The sequence below is a fragment of the Pseudomonas sp. SDO5271_S396 genome (assembly GCF_054071795.1).
The window spans coordinates 91,187-113,705 of the sequence record NZ_JBSVWB010000016.1 but is presented as its reverse complement, the minus strand read 5'-3'; the positions used below and the strand labels follow the sequence as shown (position 1 = coordinate 113,705).

Below are 22,519 nucleotides of genomic sequence, written 5' to 3'. Positions count from 1 at the left end.
GATGCGCTGACTGATCCACTGCATTCGCGGGCAAGTCGAATCGTCGCACCGCCGCTCCCACATTTTTGATTGCTTGCCGTCAGTTGAGAACCGCAGCCCCCACGCGCTGAGCCTTGCGACGGCTCGACACGATCAAACCCGCCACTACCACCAGCACGCTCAGAATACCGGTCGCAATGATCTCGATCCGGTGCGCTTCCTGGAACAGCATGACGGTCAGCGTGCCCACGATGAACACCATCACCGCGTAGGTCAGGCCCGGGAACAGCCACATCTTGAAGACAATCTTCTCGCCCGCTGCCGTGCGTTTCTGCCGCATGCGCAATTGCGACACCGCAATCACCAGGTACACCAGCAGCGCAATGGCGCCGGAGCTGGCCAGCAGGAATTCGAACACCGCCGCCGGTGCCACGTAGTTGGCGAATACCGCCAGGAACGCCGCGCCCGTAGACAGCAACACCGCCCAGTAAGGCGTGCCGCTTTTATTGGTGCGCTTGGACACCGCCGGTGCATCACCACGACGCCCCAGGGAGAACAGCATGCGCGACGCGGTGTACAACGCCGAGTTCAGGCAGCTGGTCACGGCGACCAGTACCACCAGGTCAACGATCAGCTTGGCGTTCGGAATGCCCATGCGCTCCAGCACGGTCTGGTAGGAACCTACCGCCGCAAGGGTCGGATCGTTCCACGGCACCAGGGACACCACGATGAAGATCGACAGCAGGTAGAACAAGCCGATACGCCAGATCACCGAGTTGGTGGCCTTGGTGATCTGCTGGCCCGGGTTCTTCGATTCCGCCGCCGCGATGGTGACGATCTCGGTGCCCATGAACGAAAACATGGTGGTCAGGATCGCGGCCAGTACCGCACCCATGCCGTTAGGCATAAAGCCCTGGGTGTCGAACAAGTGGGAAACGCCGCTAACCTGGCTGGTCGGCAGGAAACCAAAGATCGCCGCCAGGCCAAGGATCACAAAGCCCACGATGGCAACGACCTTGATCAACGCAAACCAGAACTCGAACTCGCCGTAGTTCTTGACGCTGAACAGGTTGGTGGCGGTCAGCAACAGGGTGATGACCAGGGTGAAGACCCAAATGGCGATATCCGGGAACCAGGCGTGCAAAATGGTTGCGGCGGCGTTGGCTTCCAGCGGAATCACCAGCACCCAGAACCACCAGTACAACCAGCCGATGGTGAAACCGGCCCAGTGCCCGATCGCACGGTCAGCGTAAGTAGAAAACGAACCGGTGTCCGGCGAGGCCACGGCCATTTCGGCCAGCATGCGCATCACCAGTACTACCAGCGTGCCCGCGGCGGCATACGCCAGCAGTACGGCTGGCCCGGCGGCGGCAATCGCGTGGCCGGAGCCGACAAACAGGCCGGCGCCAATAACGCCGGCAATGGAAAGCATGGTGACGTGACGCGGTTTGAGCCCCTGTTCGAGGTCATTGGAGCTTTGCGTACTACTCATTGACACACCTTTACGAGGAATTGCGAAAACGGTCCGCCCGGCCTGCAGTCTTTCTCGTGAAAAGAATCCAACAGGGCGTTCTTTATTTTTTACGCAAGAATTGCGCCAAAATGTTGCAGAGCCTCCATTGACGCGGGCTGCAGCGCCGTTGAACAACCCTCGCAAGTCATTGAGATTAATGGCATTCCGCTATAGCGTTACCGTGTGACCCACATTCAAGACGAATGAGCGCACCAAAAACACACATAAAAAGTGCGTGACGCCCATAAAAGGGCTGATATGCACCGTTTGCCCGGTAAACCCTTCCAACCCCCGGCCAAAGCTGGCACCATCGCGCCCTTTTTTACGCGAAGCCTGCGGTTTTTCGGGTTCAAACGGTTGTTCGGTTGTTGATGGCGCGACACGCTGCTGTGCCGATGCGACACCCTGCCGCAGACCGCCCGTTTACCGTCCGCAGCGCTGTTGGCTGTCATCCGAACGCTATGCTAGCTTGGCGCCTCGCCAGGAAGGCAGCCCAACAGCAGGACCGCAACGTACACAATGAGGACCCCCCATGGCCGAGGCCACGCCCGCGCTGGAAATCCGCAACTTGCATAAACGCTATGGTGAGCTGGAGGTCCTCAAAGGTATCTCGCTGACCGCCCGTGACGGCGATGTGATCTCGATCCTGGGTTCCTCCGGTTCCGGCAAATCCACGTTCCTGCGCTGCATCAACCTGCTGGAAAACCCGCACCAGGGCCAGATCCTGGTAGCCGGCGAAGAACTCAAATTGAAAGCCGCGAAGAACGGCGAACTGATGGCCGCCGACGGCAAGCAGATCAATCGCCTGCGCAGCGAAATCGGTTTTGTGTTTCAAAACTTTAACCTGTGGCCGCACATGAGCATCCTCGACAACATCATCGAGGCTCCCCGCCGCGTGCTCGGCCAGAGCAAGCGCGACGCCATCGAAGTGGCCGAAGCCCTGCTGGCCAAGGTCGGCATCGCCGACAAGCGCCATGCCTACCCGGCGCAATTGTCCGGCGGCCAGCAACAACGGGCGGCCATCGCACGCACCCTGGCGATGCAGCCCAAGGTCATCCTGTTTGACGAGCCCACTTCCGCCCTTGACCCGGAAATGGTCCAGGAAGTACTAAATGTGATCCGCGCGCTGGCCGAAGAAGGCCGCACCATGCTGCTGGTCACCCATGAAATGGGCTTCGCCCGTCAGGTTTCCAGTGAAGTGGTGTTCCTGCACCAGGGCCTGGTCGAAGAGCAAGGATCGCCACAGCAGGTGTTTGAAAACCCGCTTTCGGCGCGCTGCAAACAATTCATGTCCAGCAACCGCTAACGGAGCAACATGCATGCAGAACTATAAAAAATTCCTTCTGGCCGCGGCCGTCTCGATGGCGTTCAGCGCCACGGCCATGGCAGAAACCTTGAAAATGGGGATCGAAGCGGCTTACCCGCCGTTCAACAACAAAGATGCCAGCGGCAACGTCGTCGGCTTCGACAAAGACATCGGCGACGCCCTGTGCGCCAAGATGAAAGTCGAAAAATGCGAAGTGTATGTGTCCGACTGGGACGGCATCATTCCGGCCCTGAACGCCAAGAAGTTCGACTTCCTGGTCTCCTCGTTGTCGATCACCGATGAGCGCAAGCAGGCCGTAGACTTCACCGACCCGTACTACTCCAACAAGCTGCAATTCATCGCGCCCAAAGCCACCGCCGACTTCAAGACCGACGCCGCCTACCTCAAAGGCAAAGTCATCGGCGCACAACGTGCAACGCTGGCCGGCACCTACCTGGAAGACAAGCTGCCGGATACTGAAGCCAAGCTTTACGACACCCAGGAAAACGCCTACCTCGACCTGATCTCCGGGCGCCTGGACGGCATCCTCGCCGACAAGTACGTGCAGTACGAATGGCTCAAGAGCAAGGACGGTTCCGCCTACGAATTCAAAGGCGATCCGGTGGTCGACAGCGACAAGATCGGCATCGCCGTACGCAAGGGCGACCCGCTGCGCGAGCGCCTGAACAAAGCCCTGGCAGAGATCAAGGCAGACGGCACCTACAAGAAGATCAACGACAAGTACTTCCCGTTCAGCATCGAATGATCTGAGCGACTTGCCCGGCGCACTCGCGTGAGTGCGCCGGCTCTCAGCAATGCCTGCCGCGATATGAAAACACCATGAATTTCGATCTCTACGGATTCGGCCCGGCGCTCGCCGCCGGCGCGCTGATGACCGTCAAACTGGCGCTCACGGCCCTGTGCCTGGGGTTGGTGCTCGGCCTTGCCGGCGCCTTGGCCAAGACGTCCCCGTACAAGCCGTTGCAATGGCTTGGCGGTGCTTACTCGACCATCGTTCGTGGCATTCCCGAATTGCTGTGGGTGCTGCTGATCTATTTCGGCACGGTCAACCTGATGCGTGCCCTCGGGGAATTCTTCGGTAACCCCGACCTGTCCCTCAGTGCTTTTGCCGCCGGGGTGATCGCCCTCGGACTGTGCTTTGGCGCCTACGCCACGGAAGTGTTTCGCGGCGCGATCCTCGCCATTCCCAAGGGGCACCGTGAAGCCGGTGTTGCGCTGGGGCTGTCGAAGCTGCGGATTTTCACGCGCCTGATCATGCCGCAGATGTGGCGCATTGCGCTGCCGGGCCTGGGCAATCTGTTCATGATCCTGATGAAGGACACCGCGCTGGTGTCGGTGATCGGCCTGGAAGAAATCATGCGCCACGCACAGATCGGCGTGACCGTGACCAAACAGCCATTCACCTTCTTCATGGTCGCAGCCTTCATGTACCTGGGCCTTACCGTGCTGGCCATGGCCGGCATGCACTTCCTGGAAAAACGCGCCGCCCGCGGCTTTGCAAGGAGCTCCCAATGAGCGGCGACTACAGCTGGCTGGCGCATTTCGACCTGGGTCTGAACTGGGCGGTGATCATCAAGTGGCTGCCCAAACTGGCCCAGGGCGCAACCCTCACCCTGGAACTGGTGGCCATCGCCGTGATCGCCGGTTTGCTGCTGGCGATCCCGCTGGGCATCGCCCGCTCATCACGCCTGTGGTACGTGCGCTTGCTGCCCTACTGCTACATTTTCTTCTTCCGTGGCACACCGCTGCTGGTGCAACTGTTCCTGGTGTACTACGGCCTGGCGCAGTTCGACGCCATACGCGGCAGCGCCCTGTGGCCCTACCTGCGAGACCCGTTCTGGTGCGCCACCGCCACCATGACCTTGCACACCGCAGCCTATATCGCCGAGATCCTGCGCGGCGCAATCCAGGCCATTCCGCCGGGTGAAATCGAAGCAGCGCGGGCGCTGGGCATGTCCAGACCCAAGACGCTGTTCTACATCATCCTGCCCCGGGCTTCGCGCATCGGCCTGCCGGCCTACAGCAACGAAGTGATCCTGATGCTCAAGGCCAGTGCCCTGGCCAGTACCGTGACGCTGCTCGAACTGACCGGCATGGCCCGCACCATCATTGCCCGCACTTACTTGCCGGTGGAGATCTTCTTCGCGGCCGGCCTGTTCTACCTGTTGATGGCCTACATCCTGGTACGCGGTTTCAAACTGCTGGAACGCTGGCTGCGCGTCGATGCCTGCCAGGGACGTTGAAGCACGCTTCCAGGCACTGGATGCGTTTCTGATCGAACATCAAGGGCTGTGGCGACCACGGCCCTTTACCTATCGACAACTTCCTTGGGAAAACCAGCACCCTGCGCTGGCCCAATGGCTGCGCCAGCGTTCGCTGGCAGATGCCGAAAGCTGTCACAACCAGCCCCATGAACTGCCGGCACCCGCGCCTTTTCCACAGCTGGCCGCGCAAGCGCGCGAGCTCAGTGCTGTGGATAAATTGCCCACGCAGCCGCTTGCCCCTGCGCGCCAGCGCCTGAACGTCGATGTGCCCGGGCGCAAATGGCAACAGATCGAAGCCTTCGGCGCCGCGCTACAGTTTGCGCAAACACCCACGCACTGGCTGGACTGGTGCGCCGGCAAAGGCCACCTGGGTCGGCGCCTGCTGCAAGACGGGCAACAACTGACCTGCCTGGAATACGATCCGGCGCTGATCGCCTCGGGCCAGGCCTTGAGCGAGCACCATCACCTGCCCGTCATTCACCGCCTGCAAGACGTGATGGCCGACCTAGACATCAGCGCCACGCAAACGCCCGTGGCCCTGCACGCCTGTGGCGACTTGCACGTGCGCTTGCTGCAACAGGCCAGCGCCGCTGGCTGTAAACAACTGGCGCTGGCGCCCTGCTGCTACAACCGGATCAGCGCCGACCACTATCAACCGTTGTCACGCGCCGCGCAGGCATCGTGCTTGCAGTTGTCGCTCGACGACCTCGGCCTGCCCTTGAGTGAAACCGTCACCGCAGGCGCCCGCGTGCGCCAGCAGCGCGACATCTCCATGGCCCGTCGCCTGGGCTTCGATCACCTGCAACGCCGGTTACGCGGCTGCGACGACTATTTGCCCACCCCTTCCCTGCCGGCGAGTTGGCTGAGTCGACCCTTTCATGCCTATTGCCGCGAACTGGCCGACCTCAAGGGGTTATCCACAGGTGAACAGGATTGGGACGCGCTGGAGGCTCATGGCTGGCGGCGCCTGGCCGAAGTGAGAAACCTGGAACTGGTGCGGGCGCTGTTTCGGCGCCCGCTGGAGATGTGGCTGGTCCTGGATCGGGCGTTGTTTCTGATCGAGAGGGGCTACAAGGTGGAAATGGGCAGTTTCTGCGATGCCTCGCTGACCCCGCGCAACTTGATGGTGCTGGCCGAGCGCGATTAAGGGGCGAAAATTCCTACAAATGCCCTGTGGATAACTCTGTTGATGAATTCTATACGAGGCCTGTAATCATCACGGTTACAGACCAAAAGCCAGACTGGTCATTTTTTGTTCACACAATAAAACGCCCGCAAAACAGGCAGTTGCGGCGTGTTGAGAACGGCTCCACAAAATGGCTTTTTTGTGACAGCCACATCCAACCGATTGTGAATAAGCATCTGGCCTTAAGCGTATAAACCGCGCTTTACGCGCGCCTTTTCGGCGCCTTCAGCAAACGGCACAGGTCGTTGATGTCGTCATGCACCAGGCTGGTCGCCTGCCCGTCCAAGGGGTCGGTGCCAAACGCCAGCGCCTCGCTGATCGCCGGATCCCGGTGCACTTCCAGAGGCTCACGGCCCAGGCGCTGTTTGAACGCCTCGACCATGTCCAGGCTGAACGGGTTGTCCTCGTCCAACTGGTTGATCACGAAGTGAACCCGCGCAGAACGCTCGCCCGCCAAATGGGGCGCCAGCAAGACATCCAACTGATCCAGCGTGCCGAGGGAGGCCGCGTCGGCCTGGGTGATCACCAGCACCACGTCGGCCACGCTCAAGGCTTGATGCAGGTAGACGTTGTTACCCGCAGGGGTGTCGATGATCACGGTGTGGCGTTCGCTCAAGTCGAGCGCCGACAAGTGCTGCGCGAGCCAGTTCGGCTCTTGCTTGAGCCAGCGCTGCAGGCTCTCTTGCTGCTGGATATCGGTGTCGCCGAAGGTCATGACCTGGCACCCGGCAAACCCGGGCTGGCGGATCTGCGCCCATTGGGCATTCTGCAGGCTGGTGCGGCCGATACCGGGCAGCGCGGGGTTGATCCCGAAGTGATGGCGCAAGGCGTTCTGCGGGTCCAGGTCCAGCGCCACCACCGACTCACCGTGGCGTTGCAGGCCACTGCTCAAGGCCGTGACCAGCGTGCTGCGGCCCACCCCTCCATTGACCGATACCAGCGCCACGACTTTGGGACGCAAGGTCGCAGTGCCGAGTGAATGCTCATTGGCGCTGACAGTCTGGTGAGAGAACGGCGTGCCATCGTCCACGGGGATGCTGCCAAAGAAGTGCAGCCGGGAGTTCAGGCCGCGCGCATCACAGGTGACGTTTTTGCCGAGCAACATATACAGATCATCAGTAAGGCTCATCGCCCGAGCTCCCACACGACGCGGCTTGAAGACGTGAAGGTCGGCAAGGAGAAGGCTTACCGCAGGTCTTGTTATCAGGCGTCCGTTGTTGCCCCATTCTGTGGCAGCCACATCAAAGTGTCATTATTTTGGTGCTATTACTGTCTATTTTTTAGACAAGCGGCAAACCGTCAATTTAATGACCCGTCGTGATCGGGTCGTACGGCGTTTGCAGATCACGCTCGGGAATCTCCCAAATCAACAGCTTGGGCGGGGTTTGCTTGAAGGCCGGGCTTTCGAAATACGCCTTGGCCGCACCAGAAAACTCGCCGCCGTCCTTGCTGAAGTTGCCTACCGGGGCATGCAGGGCTTTTTGCAGGAAGCCCACGAAATTCGAGTTGCGCGAGAACGAGGTACCGATCAGCGCCACATTGGGCAGGCCGGCATCCCCAAACAGGTCATCGGCATTGCTGGTGGCTCCACCGCTTTCATGGGCGGAACTGGCCGCGACGGATTCGCCCGGCGGTTGCCATTTGGGCGGCAGCCAATCCAGACCGGCCAGGCGCACCAGATCACCCGGGCGCACGGCGAGCGGCGCCTGGGTAATGTCGAATGCCTGCTCCGGCGTGGCCTTGATACCGCGCTGCGCAATACGTTGCGCCAAGGCCTGGGCACCGGCGTTGGCGCCGATTTCGCTCCAGTGGGTGTCGGTGCGCAAATAGGCCTCGGCGCCCAGTGGCGTCAGAGTCGCAGTCAGGTCCAACGCGGAAACACCGGCGGCCTGCAACGCGGCGGTCCAGTCCTGCACTCGGGTATCGAGGATGGCCGGACGATACAGTCCACAACGCTGGGCAGCAGCGATCCGGCTCTTGTCCGGCACCACCACCACTTGCAGCTCGATGCCTTTCTGACCCAGTTGTTTTTGCAGATCGATCACCGCTCGGGCCTTGGTCTGTGCATTGCCCTCGGCATGGCGGTTGATGCGCAGCTCATCGTTGATGAACAACCAGCCCGGGCAGCCCCGACGCACACGCGGGCCGGTGTCACCGAACGCCAGCCAGCTGCCGCCCCGCTCCAGGTTGGCGGCCTGGAGCGCCATCGGCGCCTTGGCCAGCTCCTTGGCGAAACGGTGGGTCACGTCGCCATGCAGCAGCATGTCACTGTCGACCTTGGCCGGCACGAAACTGATCGGGCCTTTGACCATCAGCCAGGTGCAGGACAACAGCCCCGCCGCCAGGAAGGGCACCAGCACCCAGGCCGCCAGGGGGCTGGTACGAACGGCCAATTCGCTCGGCGGAGTCGGCGCGGTAGGGGCGGGCATCGTCGGGCTTCCTTAAAACTGAAAGTACAGAAACGGTACGGCGTCGCGGCTGGCAATCAGCGCGAACGACAACACGAACCCGGCCACCGGCCACAGCGAGGCCGCCGCCAGGAACCACGCTTGATGGCCGAAACGCTGCTTGCAGCGCGCCTGCCAGACCGGCGCAATGATGCACGCCAGCCCCAGCAACGCCGCCATGCCATGGGCCGGGCGCAGGGCCACGGCCATCGCGTCCCCCAGGCCCATGCCGTGCAAGCCGAACTGGCCGGCGTACATCGTCAGCGCCGAATGGAAGTCCGGTGCGCGGAACAGGGTCCAGGCCAGGCACACAAACAGCAACGTCAGCACGTGCGACAGCACCGGCGGAATGCTCGGCAAGCTGGAGCGCGACCACGCACGATCCACGCACAGCGCCACGCCATGGGCCGAACCCCACAGCAGGTAGTTCCAGCTGTCGCCGCCGTGCCACAACCCGGCAATCGCCATGGTCAGGAACAGGTTGCGGTAGGTACGCCACACACCGTCGCGGTTACCGCCCAGGGCGATATAGAGGTAGTCACGCAGCCAGCTGGACAACGACAAGTGCCAGCGCCGCCAGAAGTCCTGGATGCTGCTGGCCAGGTAAGGCCGGTTGAAGTTTTCCGGGAAGTGGAAGCCCAGCATCAGGCCGAGGCCGATGGCCATGGCGCTGTAGCCGGCAAAGTCGAAGAACAGTTGCAACGAGTACGCCAGGCAACCGATCCAGGCGTCCACCAGGCTTGGGTTTTCCAGGTGAAAGGCAATGTCCACCAGTGGCGACAGGGTGTCGGCCACCAGCACTTTCATGCCCATGCCGATCATGAAGCGTCGCGCGCCCAGGGAGAAATTCGCCCAGTTGAAATAACGCTGGTTCAACTCGCGGCGGACCCAGTCGTAACGGATGATCGGCCCCGCAATGGAGTGACCGAACATCGAGATGTACGTGGCGTAATTGATGAAGCTGCGCTCCACCGGCACCGTATGACGGTGCACATCCACCAGGTAGGAAATCGCCTGCAAGACGATGAACGACAACCCCGCCGGCAAAGCCACGCGCTGCCAGTCCAGCGGCATGGCGCCGTACCAGGTGATCACCTCGCTCACGGTGCCGGCGACGATGTTGGCGTACTTGTACCAACACAGCACCGCCGTGTTGAACACGATCAACGCGATCAACAGGCGCACCCGGCCTTTGCCGTCCTCACGGGAGCGGTCCACCAGCAGGCCGCCGACCCATGCCACCACGGTCAACACCATGTGCAGGAACAGGAACAACGGGCTCAGCCAGCCGTAGAACAACCAGCTACCGATCAACAGGATGACGTTGCGCCAGCTCGGACGAGCCAACGCGTAGATCAACAGGAAGGCCGGCAGGAACAGCGTGAGAAATTCGAGTGAGGCAAAGACCATGGTGGTGTCGGGCCCGATCAGTTAGCGAGCGAATCAGGTGCGAACAGCAACCGGGAGCCCGACGCGGACGGCAGCGCCAACACGCTGTAGCGCTCGCCGGCCTTGAGGCTGAAGGTCAGCGGTTGACCGACTGGCGCACCGGCGCACTTGAGCTGCACCGACAATTCCACCGGGTTGATCATGCGGCGCTGCACCGAACCTTCGGCCACCTGCTTGAACAGCTCGGCCTTTTGCGCCACGGCTTCCAGGCTGGCGTCGGCGCACGCGGCGTCGGCGTTGACAAAGGCCAGGGAGGCTTTCAGCGCGTTGAAGTCGTCAGGCTGCTCATGAATTACCAGTTGGCGAATGCCGCCCTTGGCATCGGCCACCGCGATCACCGTGGCGAATTCGCCCGGGGCCACGGTCACGGCCAGGTCAGCGGTCTTGCCACCCTGGCTCAGCACGCCTTTGATCGGCGCCGTGCCGCCGGACACCGGCAGGTAGTCGGAAACGAGCTTGTCGCCGCTCTGTACCAGACTGGCCTTGGAGCCTTCGGCCACCAGCTTCAGTTCGCTGGGGGTGCCGTTGGCGAAACGCAGGAACGCCGAGTCCTTTTCCGGCCCGGTGGGGTACAACGGGATATCGGCACTGAACGCGCCGGCACTGGCGAGCAAAGTCACCAGGCCCAAGGCAATGCGCTTCATCACTGGGCTCCTTTCACAGCCGACGCCGGCAAGGCCGACAGCGCGCCGCCGATAGCCTTGGCCCACTTCTGGTAGCCGTCGATGGTGAAGTGCTGGCCGTCGGTGGTGATCCACTCGCCGGGCTTGGAGAAGGTCAGCGAGTCGATGTAAGTGCATGGCGCCACGTTGGTCGCCAGGAACGACGACATCAGCTTGGTACGCGCGTCATCCTTCTTGTACATGCTGCCGACCTTGCCCCAGGCCGGGCCGACCCACACGCACTTGGTGCCGGTTTCGCTGACCGCCTTGGTCAACGAGGTCACGCTTTTCCAGGCCCAGACTTTCGGGAACTGCGGGTCCGGGTAGGAGGCCATGGTGTCGCCGATGATGATCACCACCAGGTCAGGCTTGTCCTTGGCGATCAGGTCCTTGACCGGCGTGGTGCTCATGGCGTTCTTGCCGAACACCTCGGGCTTGCCGCCGGGCAGGTTTTCGGCGCCGCAGTCGACTTTCTTCGGCACGATCCAGTCGGCCGCGCCGGCACCGCAGGCGCCGATGGTGTGCACCTTGGCGCCTTGCGCCGTCAGGTTGGCTTGCAGCGGGTCGAGCAGGTGGTCGGGAAAGCTCAGGTGGCTTTCACCCAGTACCAGCAGGGTCAGGCCGGCAATCGCGGAAACAGGCATGGATGACTCCTATCAATCAATTCGAATACGGGGAACGGTAAGGGCTGACCGGCAGCGGCATGGGCCCGCTCAGGTCTTCAAACAGGTAGCGCAGGTACGCGTTGCCGACGTACTGGCGGTAATCCTGGGCGTTGTCGACACCGACTTCGCCACCCAGATAAAAACGTGAAGTCAGACGGTATTCGGCAGCCGCGTTGAGGCTGTAGCCGATGCCGGTCTTGCTGCTGCTGTCGTACTTTTTGGTCGGCGCATTGTCCTGGAGGATGCGATCGGTGGGGAAGTAATCGGCGCCATCTTGCGCGATATGCTGCACGCCCACCGAGCTTTTCAACTCGTAGCTGAAGCGGTCGAAGCTCTGCGCCCAGCGCACCGGCACCGCCAGGGAGAAGAAGCGCTGCGGGCTGAAGTAGCCGCCCTGTCCGTAGGTGTAAAAACCCTGGTTGTCCTTGAAGCCCATGGCCATGCCGCTGACGCCCACCGTGAGGGTGTCGGTCGGCGTGTTGCGCAGGTACCAGTAGACGCCGCTGCCCAGCTCCATGCGGGTATTGTCCTCGACGTGATTGCCGAGCAACTGGTGCAACGACGCATAGCCGTAGGCCCCGACTTCCTGGTCGTCATAACTCAGCTCGGCACGCCCGCCGTTGGCGGTGACGCCGCCCCACTTCTTCTCGATGACCTCGCCGTCGGCGTTGGTGATCCGGGCTTTGGAACCAGCGAACGACGTCACGCTGTCGGTAACCGGACGCCGCGAAACACTGACGCCGTAGCGCAGGTTGCCGCCTTCAGTGAAGGGTCGGTTCACGCTCACGCCACCGACCACCGTGTTATAGGTGAAGCCCACCGGGCTGACGCCGATGTCGGCCTTGACGCCTTGCGCCGGGTCTTCCACCGCCACCGCCAGGCCGACGCCGTTTTCACGTTTGGCGCTGTCCTCACCCGCACCGGCACCAAAGCGCGCCGCCGAGAGCGCCTTGACCGCCCCCGAACTCAACGTCACCGGGGTGGCACGCAACGCGACGTTGTAATCGCCCACCGGCATGCGCGCTTCGAACGGCGTTTCCACATCGCTGATGCGGCTCAGGCCACTTTCGCCGTTGTTGCTGCGCACGCTCAAACCTTGCACCAGGTAGCCGCTGCGATCCCGCAACAGGCCATCGAGAGCACGGCGCGCCGGGCTCAACGTCGGGTTATCCAGCGCGGCAATGCGGGTCGGCGGAACGAAGGGATCGCTCAACTTGTTCGACGCCACAAAACCGTTGGCGGGGATTGCAGTGCCCGGCGCGGCCACCGGCGCCGGGACCACATTGGCGGGCGCGTCGATGGGCGGCGGCACAGCGCCACGGTCGACGGCCAAATCGGTGATCTGCCGACGTTGGCCCGGCAGACCGACGAAGGGGTTGTAAGCCACGCCCTGGGCATCGGCCAGCGCCGAACGCGCCTGCACGCGCTGGGTGTTTTCGATGGCCAGGGCACGGCGCAGCAACTCGGCCGCTTCGGCATTGCGACCCAGCCCCTGGTAGATCTGCCCGGCAGCGGTCAGCGTCTCGGCGCTGGTCGGGTCCAGGCGCAGCGCCTTGTCGGTGGCCGATTCGGCCAGGCTGCGGTTACCGCCCTTCAAGGCAATGCCCGCCAGGCCCAGTTGCAGGCGGGCGTTGTTGGGGTTCTGCTGCACCAGCGGCTCGTACAGCGCCATGGCTTTCTTGCCGTCACCGCCGTCGGCGTACATGCGTGCCAGCACGCTGATCGCCGAGGTGTCGTGGGGACGCTGCACCAGCGCCGGCGAGAGCATGTCGTAGGCCGCCACCAGGTCATTTTTCTCGCGCAGCGCATCGGCCTGCTTGACCCGGTACTGGAAGATCAAATCTTCGTAGCGCTGACGCCCGGCGTCGGTCAGCGGCTGGCCCTGCAGGTCGCGCAGGATGTCGCCGGCTTCGGTGTAGTGGTTGGCCTTGAGCAGCACGCCGGCGTAAAGCAGCTTCTGGTCCGGCGTCGGGTTGGGGGTCTTCTCCAGCACGCCTTGCATGATCTGCAAGCCTTCTTCCGGCGCGCCCACCTCGACGTAAGCCGAAGCCAGCACCGCCAGGCGCTCAGGCTTCTTGCCGGCCAGGGTGGCGCTGCGACCGAGCAACGCCAACGCTTCGGGGCGCTGACCACGGCGGGCGCTTTCGATGGCGATATCGGTCTGCTTGTGCAGGGCGATGTCACTCGCCAGCTCATTCATGTCCGGCGTGCGCTGGGCAGCCGGAATGCGCGAAAGGGTCGCGTCCGCCGCTTTCCACTCGTCCAGTTCGACCGAGAGCAACGTGCTGGTGTACAGCGCGTCCGGCTGGTTGGGCTGGCTTTTGAGCAAGCCATCGAGCAAGGCACGGGCGTTGCGGATTTGCCCGTCACGCAGGTAAACCCGCGCCAGGGCGAAACGTGTCCAGGGGTTTTCCGGGTCGGCGTCGAGGGCTTGCTGGTAGGCAGCTTGTGCGGCTTTCAAGTCGCCGCGCTGGTCGGCGAGCTTGCCCATCTGGGTGGCGCGCAAGGCCTTGATCTTGGCATTCGAGGAGAACTTGCCACGGTCGGCTGCGGACAGCGAATCGATCAGCTTCAGGGCTTCATCGGGCCGGCCGGATTGCGACAACACGCCGATCAGGCCGCTCAAGGCATCCGGGTCGTTGGGGTTGCGCGCCAGCACTTTGCGGTAGCTGGCTTCGGAGGCGTCGAGCTGGTTGTCCTGCGCCTGGAAACCGGCCAGGGCCATGGTGGCGTCGGTCTTGCCGGGGTTCAGGCGCTCGGCCTGGGCAGCCAGGTCGCGGGCCTGGCTGGTGCGGCCGGCATTCTGGGCGTCACGGGCCTGGTTCAGCAGGTTCCAGTAGCGCACGTCGCTCAGGGCTTTTTGCCAGGCGCCGCCGCCGGGCAGGCGTGTGGCCTGGGTCAGGTAGTTCTCGGCTTCGCTGTAGCGCTGCTGTTGCTGGCGCAGCACGCCCATGCCGCCGAGGGCGTCGATGTCATTGGACTTTTCCGCCAGACGCGCCGCCAACAGCGGCTCGGCGGTTTTCAGGTCACCGTCGTCCAGCGCCTTGAAGGCCTTGACCATTTTCGGGTCGCGCTGCCAACCGCCGTCACCCTTGCCCTGGGCAATACCCTTGTTCATCAACGCACGGATTTCGCTGTCGTCCGGGTGCTTGGCAAGGAACTGCTGGAACAGCGGCACCTGGTCGCGGTTCGGTGCACCGAGCCAGATCAGCGCGAAGCGCCAGCCTTCATCGGCGGCGCCGCCCACGTCGTTGTCGGAAGTCAGGCGCTCCATGGCACGAATGCCTTCGACCCGCGACGACGGGTTACGCGCCAGATGGCGCGCCAAAAACAGTGCGGCAATCGAATCGTTCGGACGCTCGCGGGTCACCCGCTGCAAGCCGGCGATACCTTCAGCGGTGCCACCGGGCGTAAACGCCAGGGCGTTGTAATACTCACGGGCGATCAACCCTTGCGGTTGGCGACCCTGGAAAATCTGGCGGTACAGCGCCACGGCCTTCTCGCGCTCTTCCACCGGCTCGCCCAGCTCACGGGCCTGCTCCAGCAGCTTGGCGTTGGTCGGCGTGTTGACGGCGATGTCCTGCTCGAGTTGCAACGCCTGGCGGGGCAACGGCGAAATCGCGCGCAAGCGGGCCAGGTATTTCTGCGCTTCTTCCGGGTGCTGTTGCTGCACCTGGATCAGGCCGATGCCGTACAAGGCATCTGGCTGTTCAGGGCTCAGGCTCAACAGTTTCTGCCAGCTTTCCAGAGCCCGCTCGGGGTTCTTCTTCGACTGCCAATAGTTACCCTGCTCGATCAGCAGGGTTTGCGGGTCATTGGATGCAGCCAGGCTGGCGCTGGACGCCAGGGTGGCCATGATCGCAAGGGCTAGCGTGTGGCGGCGCATGCGCCCTCCCAGAATAATTTGACCGTACCGTCTTGCTCGAAGCGGTACTTTTGATCGGCAAAACCCTGGCCGAACAGGCTAAGCATGTAGTCGTAATACAGCGGCTGCGCGCTGTCCGGCGCGGACGTGGCCATGGCCTTGCCCAGCACGTCGTCGAGCTTGTTTTTCTGCAATTGGGCCAGGGCGGTTTCGCCCCGGGCCTGGAAGAACACCATGGCCGAGGCCGAGAACCCCAGCGGCGAATAGCCGTTGTTCTTCTCGACTTCACCGGTCAGCACATGCACCTTCTCGGGCGGCAGACCGTTGGCCGATGCTGCCGTGGCCCGCGACAGGCCGCCCAATGCCTTGAGCATCGGCGCCGCCAGAGGGTCGCTCTTGGCGGTCATGCCGGCCCACAGGTAGGTGCGGATCGCGTCGTAGCTGCCCAGGTCGTCGGAATACGGATCGACCACGAACACACCGGTGGTGGCGCTGGTGGCGCGGTAGCCGACCCAGTTGGCCGCAAACCCCTGGGGGTTGCTGTGGGGGTCGGCGAGCATCCTGGCGTTGTTGTCGGCCACTTCATTCCAACCGCCGTTGGGGCGCTCTTTCTGGAAGCGGCGCAGTTGTGCCAGCACCTGATAGCTGGGGTTGAAGCGCCACAAGCCGCCCGGGTAGGCGTAGCCCACCGGCCCCGGCAGCAGCATCTTGCCCAGGCCCGGCGCGCGGATGATCAGGGTCTTTTCCACATTGGTCAGGATCAACTGGGCATCGGCGCGGTACTGCGGCACGTTCCACACGCGCGCCGCTTCGAGCAGCGCGTAGGCGATCCACAGGTCAGCGTCGCTGGCCGAGTTGGCGTCGATCACGCCCCACTCGCCGTCCTTGGTCTTGCCCCACAACCAGCCGAACAGGTTGTGGGTGAGGTCGTTGCCGGCCATGTTGGCCTTGGTCCAGCTCCAGAGCTTGTCGAAGCGCGCGCGGTCGTTGCCCACCAGGGCAAAGAACATGGCGTAGGACTGCCCTTCGGAATTGCTTTCGCTGGGGTTCTTGGACGAGTTCAACACACGCCCGTCGTCCTGCACGAAACGCGTGGCGTAGTTCTGCCACAGCGGCCATTGCGCGTCACAGGTCTGCGCCTGGACAGCCCCCGCGAACAGCGTGGCGCCCAGCACGACCCAGCCGGCCAGACGCCTCATGCCAACCGCCGTTTTGCACGGGCACGCAGCGACAGGTACACCAGGCACGACACGATCGCCAGGCCCACGAAGGTGATCACCAGCATCCAGCCCAGGTGCCGCGACAACTGCCATTGCACGTACTTGAACGGGCCCAGTTGGCCGACGTAATACTGCTGGTCAGCCACCAGCGAACTGATCTGCTTGCCTTGCACCACGGCAAGGCTGCCCTGGATCGATTCCTTGTAGTCGTCCCCGCCGATCAGCACCGAGGTGGCGGTCTTCAGGCCTTCCGGCTTGCTGCTGGCGATCAGCACCACGCTGCGCCCGGCCTGCAACGGCGACTCGAAACCGGCGAACCAGGTGCTGGTGCTCAGGCTGTTAAAGATCAGTGCCGCGTTGGCCGCGTGCTGATTAGCCTCGGGGTCCGGGCTGATCCAGGTGCTCACGTAGCGCGGCAGGTCCGACAGCCTGAACTGGTGCTGCGAGCCATCGGCGCTGGCCGGCAGGTACGCTTTCCACTGTTTGAGCAGAGGTTGGTCGCTGCCCGACGCCAGCACCAGCAGGTCTTTGTTGGCAACGCTTTGCACGTCCTTGGCCAGCACCACTTTCACGGCAGTCGCCGGGTAGCCGGTGGACTCGCCGAAACGACCGAGCACGGTCAGGTAGGCGCTCAACTCGTCGGTGCCGAAGTTGTCGGGCAGCACCACCGCGGATTCCGACAGGTCGGCCAGGCGGGTGAACGGGAAGCCGGCATCGTTGAACACACCCAGGTTGGGCATGGCGATGAAGTGCTGGTAGCCGCTGATGTCCAGGCTCGAATCCGGATCAATCGCGCCGCGCATGTTGTCGACGATGATGTCGCGGCATTCACCCTCTTTGATGTAGTCGAACATGAAGCGCAACTGCAATTTGGACTTGGGCGACGCCGAGCTGATCGGCAGCAGCGTGGTGGCTTCGCGCGGCAGGGTGTTGTCCTTGGCCATCAGGGTCAGCAGGCTTTTGCCGTCGGCCAGGCTGGTGATCGACGGTAGTGGCATGGTCTTCATGAACTGGTCGTCGAGGCCCACCAGCAGCGATGAATTGGTCGACACCTGCTGCGGCGTGTAGCGGTATTTGAGGTGCAGCGGCACGCCTTCTTCACGCCAGTTGAACAGGTCTGGCGGCAGGCGGAAGTCGACGCTGATCGGGCCCGGGTTGTAACCCGAGACGTTGAGTTTTTTCAGGTCGACCAGCTCGCCCAGGCGCACCGGGCGATCGCTCGGCACCCAGTTCGGCGCATCGTACGGACGACGCGGCGCGAGGCTTTCGAGCTTGTCGATGACCACACTGTTGCCGGCGAGTACCGGGCTGCCCAGCGCCACAGCGGTGGCGGCGCGCTTGAGTTCGGCACCGTCACGGCCCGACACGATCAGCAATTTGCCGTGGGGGTCGTTGGGGTTGGCGATCAGCTTCAGGCTCGGGCCGGCGGCTTGCTCGACCTTCAGGCCGTTGACGTCGACGGCGTCCGGGCTCAGCACCAGGACAATCGCGTTGCCCTTGGCGGGAATGGTGCCCAGGCTGGCCGGGAACGTGGCGCCCCGGTAGCTGGCCAGTGCGCCGAACCACGACGACAGGGTGGCCGCGGCTTCCAGGGTGGCGTTGTCCGGAGCCGAGGCGAACACGAACGGCAGGTTGACCTGGCGCGCGTCACGCTTGTCGAAGAACGGCAACGGCAGTACCGACAGATCGTCCTTGAGCTGGATCGACGACACCTGCACTTTCAACTCGCTGGTGTTGCTGATTTTGGCCCACAGGCTGCTGTGCAGCGGGTCTTCGCAGGACATGGTGTAGTGACCGATGAACTGCAAGCGCAGGCGGTTGAATTCGGTGATCAGGTGCGGCGGAATCTGCACCAGCGCCTGTTGCACGGTGCCCGCGCCTTCCTTGGGCAGTGGCAGGCTGGCGGCGACTTCGTCGTTGACCAGCACGTTGATCTGCGACAGATCCGCCAGCAGCGCCGGTGAGTAGCTGTAGTTGAGCAGCAGTTGTGCGCCGGTCACGACCTGGTCGGCACGGATGTCGAAGTTGACGCTGTCGGACGACTCCACCCCTTGCAGGTTCATGGTGTCGCGGCGCCCCAGTTGCTTGAGGGTCAGGCTGTAGCCGTCCTCGGCACCTTGCGCGGCGGCAGGGGCAATCGGCGTTTTGTCGGCCGCCTGCAGCAGCGGGCTCAGGCCCAGCAGCGAGGCGATCATCAACGCGAGTGCGGCACGCGACTGAACGCGCGCGAAATAAGGTGTGCGGGTCATGGCTTGTCCATCAACGTATCAAGCGGTTGTGAGGGCGTGCGGCGCAAAGCCAGACGTAATTCATGAACGGTGGCGCGGCACAGGGTGAACAAGCCGCCAATGCCGATGCCGCTGACTTCGCGCAGGGCGGCCAGCGGCGTGTCCGGCTGACCGGCGCCCCAACTGGCGGCCCAGGTGTCGGCGCGGGAGAAGGTCAGGCGCACCAGCTCGCTTTGCTCGCGCAAGCTCAGGGATTCGAATTGCGCACCGATCTGCGAGCCTTTGCTGAATGCCACGCGCGCCTGGAACAGGTTGTCCTGGCCGTTGCGCGACAGCACCAGTTTGACCCGCTCGCCCTGGCCGACGACTTCACCGTCGTTGAGGATCATGCCGAAGCCGTTCTGCGAAAAGTCCTGGGTGACGCCGTGAAGCACGCGGCCATCGGCGCAGATCACACTCACCGGCAGCTTGGCGCTCACCCGCGGCTCGGATCGTACCTGGCGCGTCTCCGAAGCCACGGCCACGGCGGCGCTGGTAATGATCAGGTTGTAAAGGGTCCAGGTCATGTTGATGACCACGGTGACGGCGGTGTTTTCCTCGCCGTACACCAACTGATGCACGCCGAACCCCAGGCCCACCAGGTTCACCAGCAACAGCACCAGGTAGGGTCGCGCCAGCTTCCAGTCGAAGAACTGCTTGTCGATGATGCCGCCCTTGTCGGTCACGTTGAAGCCACCGGCCTTGGGGTTGATCAGCGCCACCAGCACCGGCGGCAGGATGTACCAGGCCAGTACGGTCTCGTAGACCTCGTTCCAGAACGAGTGCCGGAAACGCCCCTGGATCCGTGAGTTGGTCAAGCTCGAGTGCACCAGGTGCGGCAGCACGTAGGCGACGATCATCAGCGCCGAGGCGTGGAAAATCTCGGCGCCGAATACCAGGTAGGCCAGCGGCGCGGTGAGGAACACCAGGCGCGGCAAGCCGTAGAAGAAGTGCAGCATGGCGTTGGCGTAGCAGATGCGCTGGCCCCACTTCAGGCCCTTGCCGAGCAACGGGTTGTCGGTGCGGAAGATCTGCGCCATGCCCCGCGCCCAGCGAATCCGCTGGTTGATATGCCGCGACAGGCTTTCAGTGGCCAGGCCCGCGGCTTGCGGAATGGCCAGGTAGGCGGTGTTGTAGCCCAGGCGGTTGAGCTTGAGCGCGGTGTGGGCGTCTTCGGTCACGGTCTCGACGGCCACGCCGCCGATTTCCAGCAACGGCTTGCGACGAATGACCGCGCAGGAACCGCAGAAGAAGGTGGCGTTCCACAGGTCGTTGCCGTCCTGCACCAGGCCGTAGAACAGCTCGCCCTCGTTGGGCACGGCGCGGAAGGTGTCGAGGTTCTTTTCGAACGGGTCCGGGGAAAAGAAGAAGTGCGGCGTTTGCAGCATCGCCAGCTTCGGGTCCTTGAGGAACCAGCCCAGGCTCACTTGCAAAAAGGAGCGCGTGGGCACGTGGTCGGCGTCGAACAGCGCAACGTATTCGCCGTCGGTGACCTTCAACGCTTCGTTGAGGTTGCCGGCCTTGGCGTGGAAGTTGTTGTCGCGACGAATGTAGTTCACGCCGATCTTGCGGCAGAAGTCGCGGAAGTCATCGCGGCGCCCGTCGTCCAGTACGTGGACGCGCAGCTTGTCCTTGGGCCAGTCCATCGCCTGGGCGGCGAAGATGGTCAGCTTCACGATGCTCAAGGCTTCGTTATAGGTGGGGATGAACACGTCGACCGTCGGCCATTCTTCCGGCTCGGTCTTGAGCCACACCGGCGTGCGGCGCAGCGGCCAGGCGGTTTGCACGTAGCCGAAGATCAGCACCACCATGGCGTAGAACTCGGCGGCGACCAGGCCGTAGCCGAAGAACATGTCGACCCAGGTTTCGAAGCCCAGGGTGGAGGTGAGTCGCCAGAACATGTAGCGCAACGAGGCCACGAGCGACAGCACCACCAGCGCGAGGATCGCCAGGCGCCCGGGGATCTTGCGCAGCACCAGCACGGCCAGGAAGCACACGCCGGCGAACAGGAACTGGCTGGAAAGGTCCAGCGGCGCGCAGATAATGCTCGCCAACAACAAGGCGCCGAGCACGCAACTGGCAACGACCAGTACCGTACGCAGCGCCGCCGGCCAGCGATTGAAGCGCGCGAGGGCGTCATTTAGGCGCTGTTCTGCGCGCCCTTCTTCGGAGGGCGTGGAGGACGTAATGTCGGTCATGGAAGGTCCGAGTCGATTCGTTCGAGCAAGGCTCGGCACAGGGCATGGACGTCCTGGCAGGCGATACTGTTGACGGTAGGGTCGAGGGGGTCGCGCCCGTAGGCTTGGGCTTCGCTGAACGTCAGATCGCGGTGGACCATCCCCAGCAGGGCATCGCCCAGGCGTGTCTTGAACACCTCGGCCAGGTCCAGGCTGAAACGGTGAGCGCCGTCCAACTGGTTGATCACGTAATAAATGTGCGGCGCGGTTTCACGCGCGAGGTACGGCGCAAGCACGCTGTCCATCTGCGCCAGCGCGCCGAACGAGGCGACATCCGGTTGCACCACCACCAGCACGCTGTCGGCCACCGACATCGCCTGGCTGAGGTACACCGTGTTGCCGGCAGGCACGTCGATGACCACGGTGTCCTGGCCGTTGAGCTTCAGGCCGGCCAATCGCCTGCCCAGCCACTCGGCATCCTGCCCCAGCCAGCGATTCAGACTCTTTTGCTGCTCATGGTCGGTGCTACCGAAGGTCACCAAGCGGCAACCTGCAAAACCGCGCTCGGGCAGGTGCTCCCAGCTTTCGTTGAGCAGGCTGGTAGCACCGACACCTGGAATATCGAGGCCCAGGCACAGGTGATGGCGCAAGGCGTTCTGCGGGTCCAGGTCCAGGGCCAGCGCAGGTCGGCCCTGGCGCTGCAAACCGCTGGCAATCGCAGCGGTCAGGGTGCTGCGACCCACGCCGCCTTTGAGCGAAACAACCACCACCACGTGTGGCGTGGTGCGTGCCGAATAGACCTCGCCTTCCGGCCCCTCCACCACTTCGGGCGGTTGCAGATGGTCGACTTCGCCCTGGTGGAGTTCTTCCAGCAGGCGCTGCAGAGGTGCAACCGTGGGTTCCTCCTCTATGACAACAGCCTCCACGGACGCCAGCGACACTGCGGGCGCGGGTGCAACCTCCACGGGTACGGCAGGCGGTGCTTCCGCCACGCTCGGGCTTTCCAGGACCGCTACGTCGTCTTCTTCCAGGTATTCGTGGACGAAGTCGATCTCGCGGTAGCCGTTGGGGTTGGCACCCAGCTTGTTGAATAGTTTTGAAATGTCATCAGCTCGACTCACTCACTGCCCCTCCCCACCCATGGATTCACGCTTTAAAGGCGATAAAAAGGTCAGCGCTGAGCTGACCTCGAATTTTTATAGTTATGTAAATAAGGCGCGCATTCTGTGATATCACATTGATAGTGTCAGTATTTTGATGCTTTACGCTCTATTTTTTCCGACGAACGGCTTGACGTCATTTTTATGACTTGCAAGCCGAGAAAAATCCATTTACTGCCAGAACATGGGGTTGCGATATTTTTTCGTGGGGTTAGTTGGCCGAACGGACAGAAACGGCACATTTCTGACAAACCCCACCACACAAAATCGGTTGCCACCCAGTGTCTCGGAAATTTTCCTACACGAATCCGCGATTAAACCGACGATTCATATTCCGC

At 62.9% G+C, this 22,519-nt stretch carries 16 protein-coding genes; 5 read left to right on the top strand and 11 right to left on the bottom strand.

Translation table 11 applies throughout. The features are described 5' to 3' along the window. Positions 1-79: 79 nt before the first annotated feature. The gene (gabP, locus tag ACW9IN_RS13815; RefSeq protein WP_457366397.1) at positions 80-1,471 is read right to left on the bottom strand and encodes a GABA permease; all 1,392 of its coding nucleotides are present in this window, start codon (positions 1,469-1,471) and stop codon (positions 80-82) included. 553 nt (positions 1,472-2,024) lie between these two features. Between gabP and ACW9IN_RS13810 the strand changes: the two genes are divergently transcribed. The 5 genes from ACW9IN_RS13810 (at position 2,025) to ACW9IN_RS13790 (ending at position 6,230) form a co-directional block, all read left to right on the top strand. After that, positions 2,025-2,798, top strand: coding sequence for an ABC transporter ATP-binding protein (locus ACW9IN_RS13810; protein ID WP_457366396.1), 774 nt, complete (start codon positions 2,025-2,027; stop codon positions 2,796-2,798). A gap of 13 nt (positions 2,799-2,811) precedes the next feature. Then, the gene (locus tag ACW9IN_RS13805; RefSeq protein ID WP_457366395.1) at positions 2,812-3,564 is read left to right on the top strand and encodes an ABC transporter substrate-binding protein; all 753 of its coding nucleotides are present in this window, start codon (positions 2,812-2,814) and stop codon (positions 3,562-3,564) included. A gap of 74 nt (positions 3,565-3,638) precedes the next feature. Next, a complete protein-coding gene (locus ACW9IN_RS13800) occupies positions 3,639-4,334 on the top strand; it encodes an ABC transporter permease (RefSeq protein ID WP_457366394.1) in 696 nt (231 codons plus the stop codon). A 38-nt stretch (positions 4,335-4,372) separates the two neighbouring features. Then, positions 4,373-5,062, top strand: a complete 690-nt coding sequence (locus ACW9IN_RS13795; RefSeq protein ID WP_457366400.1) for an ABC transporter permease — start codon at positions 4,373-4,375, stop codon at positions 5,060-5,062. After that, the gene (locus ACW9IN_RS13790) at positions 5,043-6,230 is read left to right on the top strand and encodes a methyltransferase (RefSeq protein ID WP_457366393.1); all 1,188 of its coding nucleotides are present in this window, start codon (positions 5,043-5,045) and stop codon (positions 6,228-6,230) included. Before ACW9IN_RS13795 ends, ACW9IN_RS13790 begins: the two co-directional genes overlap by 20 nt. 241 nt (positions 6,231-6,471) lie before the next feature. Here the strand turns inward: ACW9IN_RS13790 and bcsQ (ACW9IN_RS13785) are convergent, their stop codons facing one another. The 10 genes from bcsQ (ACW9IN_RS13785) to bcsQ (ACW9IN_RS13740) form a co-directional block, all read right to left on the bottom strand. Further along, positions 6,472-7,398 carry a cellulose biosynthesis protein BcsQ gene (gene bcsQ / locus ACW9IN_RS13785; protein ID WP_457366392.1) on the bottom strand — a complete coding sequence of 309 codons (927 nt, stop codon included), beginning with the start codon at positions 7,396-7,398 and terminating at the stop codon, positions 6,472-6,474. A 175-nt stretch (positions 7,399-7,573) separates the two neighbouring features. Beyond that, positions 7,574-8,698 carry an alginate O-acetyltransferase AlgX-related protein gene (locus ACW9IN_RS13780; protein ID WP_457366391.1) on the bottom strand — a complete coding sequence of 375 codons (1,125 nt, stop codon included), beginning with the start codon at positions 8,696-8,698 and terminating at the stop codon, positions 7,574-7,576. 12 nt (positions 8,699-8,710) lie between these two features. Then, positions 8,711-10,126 (bottom strand): MBOAT family O-acyltransferase, encoded by a 1,416-nt coding sequence (locus ACW9IN_RS13775; RefSeq protein ID WP_457366390.1) that lies wholly within the window; start codon positions 10,124-10,126, stop codon positions 8,711-8,713. 17 nt (positions 10,127-10,143) lie between these two features. Beyond that, on the bottom strand, positions 10,144-10,809 hold the full coding sequence (locus ACW9IN_RS13770; RefSeq protein ID WP_457366389.1) for an alginate O-acetyltransferase AlgF: 666 nt from the start codon (positions 10,807-10,809) through the stop codon (positions 10,144-10,146). Further along, a complete protein-coding gene (locus ACW9IN_RS13765) occupies positions 10,809-11,471 on the bottom strand; it encodes an SGNH/GDSL hydrolase family protein (protein ID WP_457366388.1) in 663 nt (220 codons plus the stop codon). The genes ACW9IN_RS13770 and ACW9IN_RS13765 overlap by 1 nt, the downstream gene beginning before the upstream one ends. 16 nt (positions 11,472-11,487) lie before the next feature. Continuing rightward, the gene (locus ACW9IN_RS13760) at positions 11,488-15,378 is read right to left on the bottom strand and encodes a cellulose synthase subunit BcsC-related outer membrane protein (protein ID WP_457366387.1); all 3,891 of its coding nucleotides are present in this window, start codon (positions 15,376-15,378) and stop codon (positions 11,488-11,490) included. Continuing rightward, a complete protein-coding gene (gene bcsZ, locus ACW9IN_RS13755) occupies positions 15,360-16,556 on the bottom strand; it encodes a cellulose synthase complex periplasmic endoglucanase BcsZ (protein WP_457366386.1) in 1,197 nt (398 codons plus the stop codon). Before bcsZ ends, ACW9IN_RS13760 begins: the two co-directional genes overlap by 19 nt. After that, a complete protein-coding gene (gene bcsB / locus ACW9IN_RS13750) occupies positions 16,553-18,826 on the bottom strand; it encodes a cellulose biosynthesis cyclic di-GMP-binding regulatory protein BcsB (RefSeq protein WP_457366385.1) in 2,274 nt (757 codons plus the stop codon). The genes bcsZ and bcsB overlap by 4 nt, the downstream gene beginning before the upstream one ends. Next, positions 18,823-21,042 carry a UDP-forming cellulose synthase catalytic subunit gene (bcsA, locus tag ACW9IN_RS13745; RefSeq protein ID WP_457366384.1) on the bottom strand — a complete coding sequence of 740 codons (2,220 nt, stop codon included), beginning with the start codon at positions 21,040-21,042 and terminating at the stop codon, positions 18,823-18,825. The genes bcsB and bcsA overlap by 4 nt, the downstream gene beginning before the upstream one ends. Beyond that, entirely contained in the window at positions 21,039-22,142 is a 1,104-nt protein-coding gene (gene bcsQ / locus ACW9IN_RS13740; RefSeq protein WP_457366383.1) for a cellulose biosynthesis protein BcsQ, read from the bottom strand. The genes bcsA and bcsQ (ACW9IN_RS13740) overlap by 4 nt, the downstream gene beginning before the upstream one ends. Positions 22,143-22,519 lie beyond the last annotated feature (377 nt).

What these genes read in the sequence shown, in the direction of transcription:
- gabP (WP_457366397.1), bottom strand. Translation starts at nt 1,471, where the DNA reads ATGAGTAGTACGCAAAGCTCCAATGACCTCGAACAGGGGCTCAAACCG.
- ACW9IN_RS13810 (WP_457366396.1), top strand. Translation starts at nt 2,025, where the DNA reads ATGGCCGAGGCCACGCCCGCGCTGGAAATCCGCAACTTGCATAAACGC.
- ACW9IN_RS13805 (WP_457366395.1), top strand. Translation starts at nt 2,812, where the DNA reads ATGCAGAACTATAAAAAATTCCTTCTGGCCGCGGCCGTCTCGATGGCG.
- ACW9IN_RS13800 (WP_457366394.1), top strand. Translation starts at nt 3,639, where the DNA reads ATGAATTTCGATCTCTACGGATTCGGCCCGGCGCTCGCCGCCGGCGCG.
- ACW9IN_RS13790 (WP_457366393.1), top strand. Translation starts at nt 5,043, where the DNA reads ATGCCTGCCAGGGACGTTGAAGCACGCTTCCAGGCACTGGATGCGTTT.
- bcsQ (WP_457366392.1), bottom strand. Translation starts at nt 7,398, where the DNA reads ATGAGCCTTACTGATGATCTGTATATGTTGCTCGGCAAAAACGTCACC.
- ACW9IN_RS13780 (WP_457366391.1), bottom strand. Translation starts at nt 8,698, where the DNA reads ATGCCCGCCCCTACCGCGCCGACTCCGCCGAGCGAATTGGCCGTTCGT.
- ACW9IN_RS13775 (WP_457366390.1), bottom strand. Translation starts at nt 10,126, where the DNA reads ATGGTCTTTGCCTCACTCGAATTTCTCACGCTGTTCCTGCCGGCCTTC.
- ACW9IN_RS13770 (WP_457366389.1), bottom strand. Translation starts at nt 10,809, where the DNA reads ATGAAGCGCATTGCCTTGGGCCTGGTGACTTTGCTCGCCAGTGCCGGC.
- ACW9IN_RS13765 (WP_457366388.1), bottom strand. Translation starts at nt 11,471, where the DNA reads ATGCCTGTTTCCGCGATTGCCGGCCTGACCCTGCTGGTACTGGGTGAA.
- ACW9IN_RS13760 (WP_457366387.1), bottom strand. Translation starts at nt 15,378, where the DNA reads ATGCGCCGCCACACGCTAGCCCTTGCGATCATGGCCACCCTGGCGTCC.
- bcsZ (WP_457366386.1), bottom strand. Translation starts at nt 16,556, where the DNA reads ATGAGGCGTCTGGCCGGCTGGGTCGTGCTGGGCGCCACGCTGTTCGCG.
- bcsB (WP_457366385.1), bottom strand. Translation starts at nt 18,826, where the DNA reads ATGACCCGCACACCTTATTTCGCGCGCGTTCAGTCGCGTGCCGCACTC.
- bcsA (WP_457366384.1), bottom strand. Translation starts at nt 21,042, where the DNA reads ATGACCGACATTACGTCCTCCACGCCCTCCGAAGAAGGGCGCGCAGAA.